Source organism: Bradyrhizobium sp. 141, from assembly GCF_023074055.1.
Classification (GTDB): Bacteria; Pseudomonadota; Alphaproteobacteria; order Rhizobiales; family Xanthobacteraceae; genus Bradyrhizobium.
The window spans coordinates 118,951-133,160 of the sequence record NZ_JADPKR010000115.1 but is presented as its reverse complement, the minus strand read 5'-3'; the positions used below and the strand labels follow the sequence as shown (position 1 = coordinate 133,160).

The 14,210-nt window shown below is 59.6% G+C and carries 17 protein-coding genes; 5 read left to right on the top strand and 12 right to left on the bottom strand.

Annotation, left to right across the window (positions count from 1 at the left end):
• The first annotated feature begins 66 nt into the window (after positions 1–66).
• Both IVA81_RS39275 and IVA81_RS39270 read left to right on the top strand, forming a co-directional pair.
• Positions 67–1,248, top strand: coding sequence for a bifunctional 2-C-methyl-D-erythritol 4-phosphate cytidylyltransferase/2-C-methyl-D-erythritol 2,4-cyclodiphosphate synthase (locus tag IVA81_RS39275; RefSeq protein WP_247329315.1), 1,182 nt, complete (start codon positions 67–69; stop codon positions 1,246–1,248).
• A 4-nt stretch (positions 1,249–1,252) separates the two neighbouring features.
• Positions 1,253–1,858, top strand: coding sequence for a CinA family protein (locus IVA81_RS39270; protein ID WP_247329312.1), 606 nt, complete (start codon positions 1,253–1,255; stop codon positions 1,856–1,858).
• 6 nt (positions 1,859–1,864) lie between these two features.
• Here the strand turns inward: IVA81_RS39270 and IVA81_RS39265 are convergent, their stop codons facing one another.
• Together IVA81_RS39265 and IVA81_RS39260 are read right to left on the bottom strand one after the other, a co-directional pair.
• Positions 1,865–2,644, bottom strand: coding sequence for a mechanosensitive ion channel domain-containing protein (locus tag IVA81_RS39265; RefSeq protein ID WP_247329308.1), 780 nt, complete (start codon positions 2,642–2,644; stop codon positions 1,865–1,867).
• A 1,140-nt stretch (positions 2,645–3,784) separates the two neighbouring features.
• Positions 3,785–4,381 (bottom strand): AbiV family abortive infection protein, encoded by a 597-nt coding sequence (locus IVA81_RS39260; protein WP_247329305.1) that lies wholly within the window; start codon positions 4,379–4,381, stop codon positions 3,785–3,787.
• 865 nt (positions 4,382–5,246) lie between these two features.
• On the opposite strand from IVA81_RS39260, the gene IVA81_RS40795 reads away from it, so the two are divergent.
• A complete protein-coding gene (locus tag IVA81_RS40795; protein WP_247329301.1) occupies positions 5,247–5,438 on the top strand; it encodes a hypothetical protein in 192 nt (63 codons plus the stop codon).
• A 15-nt stretch (positions 5,439–5,453) separates the two neighbouring features.
• Here IVA81_RS40795 and IVA81_RS39250 read toward each other — a convergent pair whose 3' ends face one another.
• From IVA81_RS39250 to IVA81_RS39230, 6 genes are all read right to left on the bottom strand, one after another.
• Positions 5,454–5,666, bottom strand: coding sequence for a hypothetical protein (locus IVA81_RS39250; RefSeq protein WP_247329298.1), 213 nt, complete (start codon positions 5,664–5,666; stop codon positions 5,454–5,456).
• Positions 5,667–5,935: 269 nt separating this feature from the next.
• Positions 5,936–6,070: a hypothetical protein gene (locus tag IVA81_RS40570; RefSeq protein WP_256469431.1), complete on the bottom strand. Its 135-nt coding sequence runs from the start codon at positions 6,068–6,070 to the stop codon at positions 5,936–5,938.
• 703 nt (positions 6,071–6,773) lie between these two features.
• The gene (locus tag IVA81_RS39245; RefSeq protein WP_247329295.1) at positions 6,774–6,959 is read right to left on the bottom strand and encodes a hypothetical protein; all 186 of its coding nucleotides are present in this window, start codon (positions 6,957–6,959) and stop codon (positions 6,774–6,776) included.
• 531 nt (positions 6,960–7,490) lie between these two features.
• Positions 7,491–7,634, bottom strand: coding sequence for a hypothetical protein (locus tag IVA81_RS39240; RefSeq protein ID WP_247329292.1), 144 nt, complete (start codon positions 7,632–7,634; stop codon positions 7,491–7,493).
• Positions 7,635–7,722: 88 nt separating this feature from the next.
• Entirely contained in the window at positions 7,723–7,983 is a 261-nt protein-coding gene (locus tag IVA81_RS39235) for a hypothetical protein (protein WP_247329273.1), read from the bottom strand.
• 200 nt (positions 7,984–8,183) lie between these two features.
• The gene (locus IVA81_RS39230; RefSeq protein WP_247329269.1) at positions 8,184–9,176 is read right to left on the bottom strand and encodes a glycosyltransferase; all 993 of its coding nucleotides are present in this window, start codon (positions 9,174–9,176) and stop codon (positions 8,184–8,186) included.
• Between the two features lie 763 nt (positions 9,177–9,939).
• Here IVA81_RS39230 and IVA81_RS39225 point away from each other — a divergent pair.
• Both IVA81_RS39225 and IVA81_RS39220 read left to right on the top strand, forming a co-directional pair.
• A complete protein-coding gene (locus IVA81_RS39225) occupies positions 9,940–10,545 on the top strand; it encodes an RNA ligase family protein (protein ID WP_247330250.1) in 606 nt (201 codons plus the stop codon).
• Positions 10,546–11,497: 952 nt separating this feature from the next.
• Complete coding sequence (locus IVA81_RS39220; RefSeq protein WP_247329266.1) at positions 11,498–12,538, top strand: AraC family transcriptional regulator; 1,041 nt, start codon at positions 11,498–11,500, stop codon at positions 12,536–12,538.
• Positions 12,539–13,071: 533 nt separating this feature from the next.
• On the opposite strand, the gene IVA81_RS39215 is transcribed toward IVA81_RS39220, so the two are convergent.
• The 4 genes from IVA81_RS39215 to IVA81_RS39200 are packed head-to-tail and all read right to left on the bottom strand — an operon-like array spanning position 13,072 to position 14,195.
• The gene (locus IVA81_RS39215) at positions 13,072–13,299 is read right to left on the bottom strand and encodes a hypothetical protein (protein ID WP_247329263.1); all 228 of its coding nucleotides are present in this window, start codon (positions 13,297–13,299) and stop codon (positions 13,072–13,074) included.
• A complete protein-coding gene (locus IVA81_RS39210) occupies positions 13,296–13,631 on the bottom strand; it encodes a hypothetical protein (protein ID WP_247329259.1) in 336 nt (111 codons plus the stop codon). Before IVA81_RS39210 ends, IVA81_RS39215 begins: the two co-directional genes overlap by 4 nt.
• Positions 13,632–13,898 (bottom strand): hypothetical protein, encoded by a 267-nt coding sequence (locus IVA81_RS39205; protein ID WP_247329256.1) that lies wholly within the window; start codon positions 13,896–13,898, stop codon positions 13,632–13,634.
• 51 nt (positions 13,899–13,949) lie between these two features.
• Positions 13,950–14,195 (bottom strand): hypothetical protein, encoded by a 246-nt coding sequence (locus tag IVA81_RS39200; RefSeq protein ID WP_247329253.1) that lies wholly within the window; start codon positions 14,193–14,195, stop codon positions 13,950–13,952.
• Positions 14,196–14,210 lie beyond the last annotated feature (15 nt).

The window sequence follows — 14,210 nt, the reverse complement described above, 5'->3', positions numbered from 1 at the left end:
GCTAGAGGCATGCGGCAATCACCCCACTTCCCGACTCTTTCATCACCAACTGAGTATTCGACTCCTATGGCGAAATCACAGCGCACCGCGGTCGTCCTCGTCGCAGCCGGGCGCGGGCTGCGTGCGGGCGCCGGCGGGCCGAAGCAATATCGCGAGATCGGCGGTGTGCCCGTGATCTATCGCGCGATGGAAGCCTTCAGCCGCCACGCCGAGGTGTTTGCGGTGCAGCCGGTGGTGAACCCCGATGACGGCGCCATGTTCACGGCCGCGGTCGCGGGGCTCAAGCACGAGCCGCCGACCCATGGCGGCGCGACGCGGCAGGCGTCCGTGCTTGCCGGCCTCGAGGCCCTGGTCGAGCACAAGCCCGATATCGTGCTGATCCATGACGCCGCGCGCCCCTTCGTCTCGGAAGGATTGATCTCGCGCGCGATCGAGGCGGCGAGCCGCACCGGCGCTGCGATCCCCGCCGTTGCCGTCACCGACACCATCAAGCTCACGGGCGATGGCGGCCATGTCGAGGGCACCCCGGACCGCGCGCGGCTGCGAATCGCGCAGACGCCGCAATCCTTTCGTTTCGACGTCATCCTCGAGGCGCATCGTCGCGCGGCAAAGGACGGTCGCAGCGATTTCACCGACGATGCCGCGATTGCCGAATGGGCGGGATTGACGGTTGCAACCTTTGAAGGCGATGTTGCCAACATGAAACTCACCACCCCCGAGGATTTCGTGCGCGAGGAAGCGCGCCTGGCGGCCCAGCTCGGTGATATCAGGACCGGCACTGGCTACGACGTGCACGCCTTCGGCGAAGGCGACCACCTCATGCTCTGCGGCGTGCGGGTGCCGCACACCAAGGGCTTTCTCGCCCATTCCGATGGCGATGTCGGCCTGCATGCGCTGGTCGACGCCATCCTCGGCGCGCTCGCCGACGGCGACATCGGCTCGCACTTTCCGCCGAGCGATGCGAAATGGAAGGGCGCTTCCTCCGACCAGTTTTTGAAATACGCCATCGAGCGCGTCACCCAGCGCGGCGGCCGCATCGCCAATCTCGAGGTCACCATGATCTGCGAGCGGCCGAAGATCGGCCCCTTGCGCGACACCATGCGCGCACGCATCGCCGAGATTTCCGGCGTCGATATCTCCCGCGTCGCGGTGAAGGCGACCACCAGCGAGCGGCTCGGCTTCACCGGCCGCGAGGAAGGCATCGCGGCCACCGCGAGCGCCACCATCCGTCTTCCCTGGAGCGTGTAGGATCATGGGCGGCAGCGACGCACGCGCCCTGTCCCGCTCGCTGCTCGATCTGTGCCGGATGCGCAAGCTGACGATCGCGACCGCGGAGTCCTGCACCGGCGGCCTCGTCGCCGGCGCGCTGACCGACATCCCCGGCTCCTCTGATGTCATCGATCGCGGCTTCGTCACCTATTCCAACGACGCCAAGCGCGCGATGCTCGGGATCGAGGCGAGCACGCTCACCAATTTCGGCGCCGTCAGCAAGGAAACCGCAACCGCGATGGCAGTCGGCGCGCTGGAGCGTGCCGGCGTCGATCTCGCCGTCGCCATCACCGGCATTGCCGGTCCCGGCGGTGCAACGCCCGGCAAGCCGGTCGGTCTCGTGCACTTCGCAGCAGCCGCGCGCGATGGCCGGATCATTCACCGCGAGCATCGTTTCGGCGCGATCGGCCGCTCCGCCGTGCGTCAGCGCTCCGTCGTCGAGGCGCTGCGAATGCTGATGGATCTCGCCCGCGGCCCGCAAGCCCAGACCAAGCCGCGCGCCGCCGCAACCCGCCTGCGCCCGCGCGTGACCCGCTCGCCGCGCCGGCACGCGGTGAAGCGCAGGCCGACGCGGTCGCCCCGGGGCTAGGTCACGTCACGCCGCCGCCAGCAGCGCACTCGCGTGGTCGAGCACGCACTGTTTCACGGCGTCAGCCTGCGACGGCTTTGCCTTCGCGCTGACCGTCAATTCCAGAATCGGTGCCGCGGGATTGGCGACATCGAGAACCTTGGTGACGGAGACGGCAGGCTGCGCCTGATTGTCGATGCGGGAGTCCTTGCGCAACTCTTCCAGGATACGATCGGCCATCGCATTGGCCGCCCCGGCCGGGACCGGAAACGCCACCTTGACCTCACCCGAGCCGGGATAGGCGCTGTGGTTGATGATGGCCGCGCCCCACACCTGCCCGTTCGGCAACAGGATCTGCGTGTTGTCGGGTGCGACCAGCTCGGTCATGAACAGCGACAGCGACTTCACCTTCCCCGCCTTGCCGGCCACCTCGACATCATTGCCGATATGAAAGGGCCGGAACAACAGTAGCATCACGCCGGCGGCGAGATTGGAGAGCGTGCCTTGAAGCGCGAGACCGATGGCAAGTGATGTCGCACCCAGCACGGCGACAAGGCTCGCGGTCTGGATGCCGAAGAGCTGGAGCACGGCGATGCCGACCACTGCGAGTACGCCGTAGCGCGCAAGACTGCCCACGAACAAGGTCACCAGCGGATCGACGCGGTGCGTGACGCTCAGCAGGCGCGTGACGAAACGCTGCATGGCGCCGGACAGATACCAGCCGATCGCGAGCAGCAGCACCGCGTAGATCGCGTTCAGGCCATACAGGACGAGCGAGGCCTTCAGCGTGTCGAAATCAACGGTCATGGCAGCTCCAACCCGGACGATCCGGAGAGAACTCGCGGGGGTGCGAAATGATCCCTGAGGTGGCCCAAGCGGAACTTCGTAGCCCGGGTGAGCGAAGCGAGACCCGGGACCACTGCCCGCGTGAACCCGGATGTCGCTGCGCTCATCCGGGCTACAAGCCCTTGCGTTGCCCGACGGGCAAAACACGCTAGCCGTAGGGCAATGCACGCTCGCTAAAATATTCGTCTTTACAGAATTTCTGATTTATCGCATTGTCGCGTCACCTCATCCCTGTCAGAGGGGCGTATCGCGATCGTCACGAAACGCGGGGTGAGCCGTGGTGGACGCTGGCAGCGCCGGCGCGAGAGGCATCGCAGGGCGGGCAACCGTGAGCGAAGAGCCTTCGCGCACACGACCCGTGCTATCAGCGTACGGCAAACCGTGTCGTCCTGACGCCCGGGGTCTGTGCGTCAAGTCTTGCGGTGATGTGGCGGCCCGACTGGGTGCGCACATCAGTCATCCGCAAGGCGACGGGGCAATAGTGCATCGCTCCCCGGGGAGAGCTCGGCATAAGCCGTCAAACCACTGCGCAGGGAATAGAATGGGTCGAAAAACATAATAAAATCAATATCCAAGCGAGTTTGTGTTCACCGTTGTGTCCCGATCTGGGGACGGTGCTGTTTCCAGGAAATTTTTTGAAGGTGTGACTACCTCGCGGGAAACTCCGTATTTTCCCCTATCGCCGAAAGTCGGGAAGCGGACAGACCTGCGCCCTCAGTGTCAGCGACACTGACGATGTTTCATATCGTAATGTTATTGGCTGGCGCTCAGGCCCGGTGGTCGTAGGGTTGCGACTGCCGGGCCTGATTTGCCTGTGCCTTGAAGCCTCTCGCCTGGCCCGGCCTTCGACGTCGTCGGCCCTCAATGCAGCAACCGCCGCTTCAAGTTTCCGGATCAGCTCCCGGAGATCGTCCACATAGGCCTCGATGTTCGCCAGCGCCTCGTCCCATCTGGTTTTGGTCGACAAGAACCTTGCTGCCACTCAACGCCCCATCGGGAAACTCGGTCGAGGCGACGATCAGGCGGCTGCGCAATACTGATCCATGGTTCAGTATCACAGTCGCGCGCTGGCCGTGTGCGGGGCGGCGTCGGGCCGGTCGCTCACCGAACACCAAGCACGGTCGCTTCGTAGAACGCTCGCGCCGCGAGCCGGTTGAAGGGACTTGCCAGCGCTTCCTGCGCGTCGCTGGCAATCTTCAGCATCCCGCCGATCTGCAGCTCTGCGAACCCATCCTCGACAGCGGTGATCACGTCGTCCTGATACAGCGCTTCCTGTTTCCTGCGGTCGAGATGGCCATGGCGGATCAGCACCAGCAGCTCGCCTTCAACGCTGTCGTTGAATGCCTTGGTCACGGCATCGAAGTCGATGGTCGCCCAGTCAACCCCGTTGGGAAACGTCCGCGCGAGCAGCGCGCCGACCAGCAAGTTTGCCACAGCCGCTTGCTTTAGAACGTGCGCGGTCTTCCTTTCTTTGGCTTTTGCGAGCGGCCCCTCAGCCTCCCAGCTCTTGAGCAGCACCTTGCCGATCTCCTCGACACCGAGCAGCGCCAATGCGAAGGCACTGGCGTAGCGCCGATGCTCGACCAGCAACCGCGCATCGTCGAGCAACCGCGTCGCGTTGCCGAGAATCAGGCTAAGTTGCTGGTTGTCTGCCATCGCCCGTAATGTGGCAGATTCGCTCCAACTCACCAAAGCCATGGGTCGTGGATATCAGAAACCCGCCAAAACGGATTAGCTAGGAGGGGTAAGTGGTACGATTGTTATTACTAGCGACTGCAACGTCCGTCGCGCTGATCGGCTCGACGCAAGCTGCCACTTACACCTACCTTTGCCGAGATCATAATCAAACATATCCACTCGTCCTTGACACAGGCAGCCGGGATGATTGCGATGGTGAGACTACGCCTTGCACGATAAAATGGCGCGGCACCACGTTTCGCAATGTGAAGACGGGCGAAGGCTGCCGAGCTGACTATATCGGGACCGAGAATGGCGTTGATGTTGACCTGTGCACGGCAACCCAAGGCGTTGCTGATCTAACAATTGGCAACGCGAAATTTGCTTGCCAGATGCGGCGAGACCTATATCGGCCGTAGCCCGTTGTTCGCCTTTATCCATGCTGTGGAGTTGACCGCAGCGCTTGGCGGCAGCCCGACTCCAGGCGCGGCGTGGATACCCCATGTGCCGTGCACTGACGAAGGCGCTGATCGGGCGATCTCTCGAACCGAACGACATGAGCTTCGAAGAACTGCTGGAGGCTTATCGTCCGAAGCCCGGACCATCGAAATGAAGATTATCGGCACACCAGCGTTAGCGGTTTGGCAAGCCCACGTGCAACTTCTATTCGATCACGACGAACTAAGCCGCCATCTTCGCGCATTGCTAAGGTAATTCCGTAGGCGCCGCGCTCCAGCCGCGCGGACTTTGCATCAATTCGCGATGAAAGGAAAACGTGGCAGGCGTTGCAGATTTACAACCCGCATAGCCAATCGAGACACTAAGCTCCTCGATAGAGGCGAGAACATATTTCATTCTTAGTTCATATGATCAGCGGGGGCAGAAGGTGTTTGATGTCTATCGCAATCACAAGCGCGACTTGCTCGTTCTGAGCACAGGCTCTGCCGTACCCGTGCTTTATTCTGCACATAAGTGGCACAAGAGCAGAAAGAGAGTTCTCAAGGTCAGCGACGAGATCAAGTCAGCCGTTCGGGCACGGGGCTATTACCTCCGCACCTTGCGGGTCACACCAGGGTGAACACAGACTGACCGGTTATCTCGTCGTCGCCCCGTCCAACTGCACCAGACCAGCCTCAATCACGACGATGTCGCCCTCAATCTGCTGGATTGTGCTCGTGCAGTCGATCCCGGTACACGCATTGAGGTCTGCAATCAGTTTCCGGCGCTGCATCCGAAGCTCGTCGAGCGACTTCTGGTCCTTGAGGGAAACGTAACCCTCCACGATCAGCTCAATGGCTGCTGACATCTCCCGTACCCCCGAGCTTCATTCGAACCTTCAAGCTGCAATCACGCGTCCTAAGATCGTCTAAAACAACGTCCCTCCGCAATTGGTGCGCAGCAGCCGTCAAATGCGAGCCTACGACCAGCCCGAGCCGCTTTAAGGTCAGGAGAGCAAGGGGAGCACATAGTTCGATAGAAAGTCCGGCTCCCAAAATGGCAATGGCGCGTTGCTCATCCGGGTCGAGATCAGCCCATGAGACATCTTCCATCACGCGCCTCCGTCGCAAAAAATAGTCAAAATCCAAACGCGTTCCTGATTTGGCGCAGCATAGCCATCGCCGCCTCGGTGTATCGACCGTTGGTTAGGTATTGATCCGCCTGCGCTGTACTAATCAGCGCCACAACCGCCACCATGAAGCCCTTAAACATTGGGCCTCTCCTACAAGAGACCGCCAACCGGGCGTGTCGAAAAATCTAACCGTTGTTGGAATTGGCTGCCGCCTATGGCGACCTAATAGGGGAATGGTGACAGCGACCCGTAACCAGTTCCTTAACGAGCGTGATGTACGGACGCGAGCGCCGAGGCGAAGACGCTGAACGAGCATGTATCGCTCTAGCTCACGGATCGCCGTCGTCTTCCGATTGGCGCTGGCGGGATTGGATAAGCCAGGCCCTTGGAAGGCAAGCATGCGTTTATTTCACGCTTTACAGGCAAGCCGGTCGGCGACCTTGCGCGCCTCCATTGCCCACTCTGCCGAGGCGCCATAGATCGCGGCAAAGCCTATCGCGCGCACGGCCGATCAGTCTTCAATGTGCTTCACCGTTGAAATCGGCCAGCGAGGCGTCGGGCAATCGGGTGATGCAGCGCACCCTCCCACGCTCGACCGTGAGACCCGAGATCAATCAGTGAATGGTTGACTTCACCGGGTCTGACGATTGATCGAGAGCTGTATTCTCCTCGGCCTCTCGCACTCGGCCTCGAAGGGTCTCAAGTTCGGCAAGCTGAAAAAGAAGCGCCTGAGCACGCAGGCACAGGACAACGCGGTTCAACGTCCGACTACGGTTAGCCATTGCACGCCCCCGATGTTTGAAGAATTGGCCCATTGGTCGATTTCGCGTTGCAGGAGTTTTCTCACCCAGCAAGCGAGCTGATTGAGCTAGCGACGTTGCATTCCTGGAAGTGGGACGACAACTCAAGCTCAGCCAAGTGCTCCCAGCATTCCACGTCCGCGAGGAGTTTCCATTTGTTCATGCTGTTGTACGCCGCCTGTTGACGGCACAGAGAACCCATCGCGCGCAAGCGTCGCACCTTCTCCACTGCGAACCTCCTTCGGACTTGCTTTTCGCAAGCCATTGTTTGTCTCGGATTGAAGGTTCTCGCAGATTAAAGTGACGGGTGATAGTCCGGTGTTTGACCGGTTTAAATGACAGCGCAATCGTCTGACTTTTCAAGGGCGTCGTATTTTCAGAAAGCGCCTGATTGCATCCAATGCTTGGATCAACGGTGGCCGCGCTGGTCGAGACGGCAAGCGTGGCCTGCGAGGGGGCATCGTGATCACAACAAACAAAACGTTGATCAGTAGCCATAGCCCAATAAGTAGGACGACAGTCCGCACGCGAACCTCCCGAAAAATTAACTAAGTGTCGCGTAGAGGCCGGTTATACCTCTCCGCCGTGCCTCCTGATCCTTTGGTGTTGCCGATTACCGCACCCTATCCGGCGCAGATCGTGCCAAGCCTTCAGCACTGCTAATGCGGGGATACGAGCGCGGCAACGCTGAACGCCACTATGCAGGCGGCGGCTAGGGACCAGAGCGCTATGGCGATCTCTCTAGGCATGGTGCCCAACATCATGCGCTGTACGAGCGCGTTCTTTCATAAAGTAGATGCTGGTAACCGAGGGCGATCAGTAGTGCGCCACCGACCAGCGCGATGGCAAAACGGATGCGCGCCAGGATCGAATACATGTCGAAATGGAGTTCTCTGATGATCACGCTACGGCTCCTCCAGTATTGGAGTGCAACCGGATGTCTTCATCGATGGAACCAGTGAATTCCCTTTCTGGGACGGCGTCGAGTCAATTCAGTTCCGCAGTGCAACGCCGGCGACGGCGTCATCCCGAACGCCAAGGTTGACGTACAACTGAAATTTCGGTGCCTTGGCCCAATCCCGGACCTCGGATAGCATCGGCAAAGGCGTCTCACCGGGATCAGACAAATGAGTCGTTTCCTGCTGTGCTGCATAGCCGTTACCTGCATCGCCGGAGCTTTGGTCGTCCATTCCTCCGAAGCGAATGCTGTCTTTTGGCGCGGCATCACCGCGCCAACCAACATCGACATTCATGGATGGCCGATCATCAAAGAGCCCCGCCGAGCCCGCGCCAGTGGATACGGGTGAGCGGCGGCTACTGGGTGCGGCAGTGCGTTCGCTAGAACTTGCACCACAATGTCTGCTTAGCCCCGAAGAGCGGCGCAAGAGGAGACATGCAAGTATTGGCGCGATGGGCCAAAAGCTGAAATGACGCCCCAGTCGCTTTAGCAGATTCAGCGGCGCTCGTTCTGGAAGATAGATCTAAACCACTCAACTGAGGGCCGCACCAGCAGCCATGCTCGCAACCCAAGAGCCTTCTTGCAGGCGAGAAACCACCACCGACGCGTTCCTTGAACGCTCGCATCGATACTCACCGCAAGCTTAGAAAGGCGCGCTGAGCTTTCCATCGCTCCTTCGTTGAAGGCAGCGCTTGCGCAGCCGATCGCTTCAAGCGCCAACATGTGGATCAACCAGGCACGAAGATCATCAGCGTTCGTCAACCTAGCGGCGCAACTATTCAGGAAGTGTTCAATCGCCGCCTTGCGTTGGAGCAGGTCTTGCTCCCGCGAAGGCTCACTTGACATATTGGCCGAGTGCGATCGATACACCGCTTGATCAGCAGCAATGACCCCCACGTCGCCGTGCGCGGCGAGCCGCAACCACATTTCCATATCAGAGGCGTAGGGCAAGTCAGCCAAATACCCGCCCACTCTTTTCTGCAGGCTCGTGCGAACCACTACGGTCGGTGACAGCACAATGTTTCTTGCGCCGCTAAGTTTAATGAAATCAAGTCCAGACAAAACGTGGGTTCTCGATCCCACACCTGTTTTGCGGCGCGAACGCTCCCCCCGTTGATCCAGGACAACCGCGCTTCCGAAGGTGAAAGCGACAGAAGGATGATCGTCCATCAGATCGGCCGATCTCTTGAGGGCACCGGGCAGCAGGTAATCGTCCGCAGACAGCAGAAGCATGTAGTCGGCTCTCACCCAGGCGATACCTTCGTTGGCGGTAGCAATGAGACCTTGATTCGAGGTGTGCCTTCGGAAATTGGCGCGGGCATCGGAGCCAACCAACTCTTGCGCAACTTCCGCAGTATTGTCGGGCGACGCGTCATCGATGATGAGCACACGCAATTCGGGACCGGATTGCGTCAAAACGCTCTCGACGCACTCTCGCAGGAAGTGCCCGTACCGGAAGCAGGGAACAACGACGTCTACGGAGCTCATTGTCGGCTCCGTCAACCATAGCAAAGAGCGTTCGTATCTAACTGTTTAAGCAAATGCGAGTAGATGGGTTCCTGGCCGACTGCCACGACGGGTCGTTCATCTGCTCCTTTGAACGCTGCCGATCAAATCTCGCTCTTTCAGGGTAACCCCTGGGGTCCGCAATGGGTCTCTTGGTTGTGTGCAAACACAGCCAGGGGCAAAAGCGGCGGTCGGGCGCTCCCATACGGCAGGTCCGATCTACCCTTGATACCGGACCTCTTATGCCACTGCCCGAGATGCCAGGCTCTCACTTTGACATTGCGCAAAGCCCCCATCGGGCCAGCCTGACCCCTGGGGGCTGGAGGGGACAAGTACGGGGGCCAAGCGGTCCGACGGCTGGCGCGTGAGAAGGCGCCATGTGATCGCACGCTAGTCCCATTGAGCGCTATCGCTGTGTTCACTTGTGACCAGGAACAAGTATTTGTAATGTTCCGACGCCGGAACATTGAGGCCGCAGATGAAGGACATGCAGGCCCAGCTAGAGAAGCTCCAGCGAGACGCGGCGGAGTGCGCCCTTATTCGCGACCTGGCGTCTAATCCCAAGAAGCGCGAGTTGTGTTTGCCAGATTGGCCGAAAACCTTGCTGTGCTCGCATCGGCAGTGGAGCAAGCTATCCGTGGAGCACCGGTAGCGAAACTGAACCTGATCTGCCGCCAAGGCCGTAGAGCAGCCCGCCAGCTTGTGGCCGGTTGCCCAAGCTCCACATCTGGCAAACAGGCCGCGAATGCCTATTCTTCTCGCATGCCGTTCATTTGAGTTTTGCCTGCCGACCAAGGGCATTGCAGTCCCGAACGGCGCCGATTGGCTTCATGAAGTAAAATACGATGGGTACCGCCTCCGCCTGGAGCGCGATGGCGACCGCGTGCGCCTGATCACCCGTGGCGGCTACAACTGGGCCAGCCGTTATCCGTGGATCGTGGAAGCCGCGCGTAAGGTCCGCCAGAAGCAGTTCGTGCTCGACGGCGAGGCGGTCGTGCTCGGCGTCGATGGTGTCTCCGATTTCAACGCGCTGCACTCGCGCAAGCACGATCACGAAGTGCAGTTCTGTGCGTTCGATATTCTGGCCGAAGGCGGTGACGACCTTCGCTTGCTCCCCTTGTCGATGCGGAAGGCGAACTTGGAGCGCCTGTTGGCGCGGCGTCCTGAAGGTGTGTTCGTCAATCCCTTCGAGCGCGGTGAGCTTGGGCCTGATCTGTTTCGAGCGGCCTGCAACATCGGGCTTGAGGGACTGGTGTCCAAGCGGCGCGATCGTCCTTATGAGGGCGGTCGCTGTCGCTATTGGATCAAAGTGAAGAACCGCAAGCATCCAGCGATGGAGCGCGAGCTATGACGAGCAGAGCTTGCTGGCGCTCGCTTCCGCGCTGCTGGAAGATCAGCATCGCCAGCCCACGCCGCCCTAAAGCGTCGGTAAGGGAGGCTCGCCCGAGTCACTAACAGCGGACCTCAACGGCCGATCTGCACCGGAGGCGATGACGTCGGCTCTACTCCCGGCTTCAGACCTGCCGCTGCAGGCGCCAACCGACGCGATGGGCGAACAGGGACTCCAAACGCCCCTCTTGAGCCCCCAGGCCGAAATCGCTTCCCAGGTCCACGATAGCGTTCTTAGCCATCACGCACGCTCGATCCGAACCATCCGGAAGGCGAAGTTGGCCCGCGCGCCGTAATCTTACGGAGCGTTGGGCGCTGTTCATTTTCTGCACTGTCCTTCTGATCGACGCTAGGAAGCAGGACCCCTTTTATCCGTCTTAGTCGGCCGTGTCGCCCTCTGACCGGCCGAAACGGAAAGAGTCTGTCGGCTCGGCTGGCCCAAATTCCCAATTTGTTGGCACCTGATAGCAGGACTTGCTTGGCGTTGTCCGCTAGAGCGCCAGGCACCATGCAAGTAAGACAAAAAGCGGCAGCGATACTAAACGCACTCATCATCATGACGGGAAGCGACTGGTTGTTCTTGGCTTCAATTGTTTGGTTTGTCAGTTTGTTAGTCGCGATGGTCTGGGTGTTGTTCGGGATGTAGTCCTAAACGCATGAGCCTACAGTCAGATCCGCACAACACGACATCGATTTGGTCGTCAGTAGCTCCGTAGCGAGTTCCGACGTTGCCGTTGTACGGGTGTGAGAGTCGAAGATTGATCTAGATCAACGGCAACGCTGACCTTCAGCTTACCGCATCGTGCTAGCGCTGTGAAACTTGACAGCCGCGCGCAAACCAACTGCGCCATCCTCTGGCCGATCCAAATAATGTGGTTTCAGGCCATTGCCCGTTTGAAAGATGAGAGGGCTCGATGCGCAAGAAGCTTACGGGCCGCCTTTCCTCGATACCAACTGCTACCGGAGGAATAGCCCGGCTCGCCTGCGCTCGGCTACGGAAGGCGGGCAAAGACTTAAAGCCAGTTCTGGCGGATGCAGGTCTAGCAATTCATGGTATTGAGAATCTCGACTGCCGCGTGAAAGCGGAGTCGCAAATCAAGATACTCGAGCTTGCTGCCACTGAGCTGCACGACGAATATTTTGGATTTCGCCTGGCTCAGGAGTTTGAACTGGGCGAAATCGGGTTGGTGTACTATGTCATGGCGTCATCCGATCGGCTCGTCGATGCGCTTCGAAGCGCGGAGCGCTATTGTGCAATCAATAATGAAGGCATTCGGATACGCCTTTCTATCAACACCGCTGTCACGATAGGGCTTGAATACCCGACCTTGGATCGTGGCACCGATCGCCACCACACAGAGTTTTGGCTTGTCACCTTGCTGCGCATCTGTCGAGCGCTAACCGGCGGTAGAGTCGCACCGAGGCAGGTCAAATTAAGGCATCTGAGAACGCATATACCGAACGATGTGCGAACCCATCTAGGGTGTATGATCACTTATGCGGCCGACACGGACGAGATTCTTTTTCCAAAGTCGATCGGCTCTTTGCCGGTTATCGGCGCTGAAGTCCATCTGAACAAGCTATTGCTCAAATATGCCGATGAAGCGCTCGGTCAGCGTAAAAAACTGCGCGCCAGCATCCGATCCCAAGTCGAAGATCAGCTCGCCCAACTACTCCCCAACGGCAAAGGCAATGTGCTTGAAGTTGCCCGGCGCCTTGGCATGAGCCGCCGCACGTTCGCTCGGGCATTGTCAGAAGAGGGCGCAACGTTCTCGGCGGTACTTACCGATCTGCGACAGGCGTTAGCCAGGCACTACTTGCGCGAAGAGCAATTGCCAATCTCGGAGATCGCGTGGCTCTTGGGGTATCGTGAGGTCAGTTCGTTTACTCACGCCTTTACCAATTGGACAGGTCTGACACCCCGAGAGTTCCGGGCCTCCAACTCCGTGAGGTGAGAGTGCCTCAGCAGCACGAAATCCAAAATTTCTGGCTCAAACTCACAAGAATTTTCCTGGTGAACTGAGTAGAGTTTTTTTGCTGAGTAACTCTTGAACGAGCGACCTTCCTGACGAATCCAACAAAAGTGGGGTCACGGTGCCGAAGAAGTGTTGCGCGGCTGGATTCCAAGAACCCCACCCGCCCAAAGGAGGCAGCATGTGCGATAGCTTGGAATACGCGGAGTGCCGTTCCGCAGCGAAGAACTGTGCTATGTGTGGCGGGAAGTTTGGCCTGATCCGTTATTACTCCTGGCGAACCGCGCTTTGCTCCAAGAAGTGCCTCGACCTGTTCAGGGCGCGCCGCGAACGTGATCGCCGATGGCTTCTCCAACAGCACACGGTTTCACAACCCCCATTCTCCGAGGGCGCGCTGATTGCGACAACGGCGAGGGTGGTGGCCCGCGAGTGAGACCGATCGATGCAAATTGATCCCAAAAGTCCTACAGCGCTCCTCAAAACGCCAACAGAAACTCGGTAAGCTAGTCGGCAAGTCAGTGCAACGTCGCGCCCGGCCGCTCCATCATCGCCTGGACAAACTGCCGCAAGCCCTCCATAGCTTTGCTCCGCCACGCCTCCAGCTCGGTGGCGTATTTCGACAAGTCCGCACGAAACTGTTCGCCGTGAATGTCGGCACCTTGAGCGAGCAGACGGTGCGCATAGGCCGTGAGCGCAAGATCGCGATGGCGGCACAACTCGGCGTTTGCTTCATCTAAAGTCATTTTGTTCCACGCTTCACAGCCAGTCGCCAGAATCCGCTTTCACCCGGCCGAACGCCGGTGCTTTCCGTCTCGGTATGCCAAACTGAACCCGCATGCGTCACGAAGGACCCCGGCGGATACGTCCGCGATACATCCCAAATGCCCAAGTACCGCAGTGTCGGGCGCGATTCGAGTTCTTTGAGCCGCTCTTTCAGCGGCGTGATTGCTGCCAGTACGAAATCGCCGATCACCGGTGCCAGCGATTTGACGAGGCCTTCGATCTCGGCTCGCCGCTGGGGCGACACCCTGGCTTCGATCGCACGGCGCTCTTCGGGAGTTGGGATGTCCGTCATTTACACGCGCTCGATGTTGGGTGCTTTCCCATGGCGTCGCTCATACGCAAGCGACAGCTGGGCTTGCTCGCGGATCAGCGCGCGACACGCGCGCATGCTGTCAGGATCATCGCGGTGCCAGAGCAGCTCGCGGATTTGCTTGGCTATCCGATTGATTGCAACCAGATCATCGGCTTCCGGCAAAATGCGAACCACCGAACGGGCCATCTTGCGGGCAACCAAACGGCGACCTGTTTCCACTTCACTCGCTGCTAGCCTGACGACCATTGTCGCCCCCTCTTCATTTCGAAGTCGACCTTCAAATAGCAGATCACGATCTCAACCTTCGTTACGCTGTAACTTGCGATGCAGTTTCTGCAGCGCCAGCTTCAAGGCTTGGGCCAGTGCAAGTCCATTGTCCTCGTCCCACTCCCGCAGCACGCCCTGGCTGCGAAGCCAATCTTTGTCGTCCCCGTCGACATCAAAGGCGATTCGCGTCGCGCCGGTTGCCTTGCGCGCGCGGTGTTCCCGCATGCGCTGGGCGGCGGCCGTCGGTGCAGGGTGCGCCTTCGCCTTGGTTTTCACGGTGCCCCCCGTGGG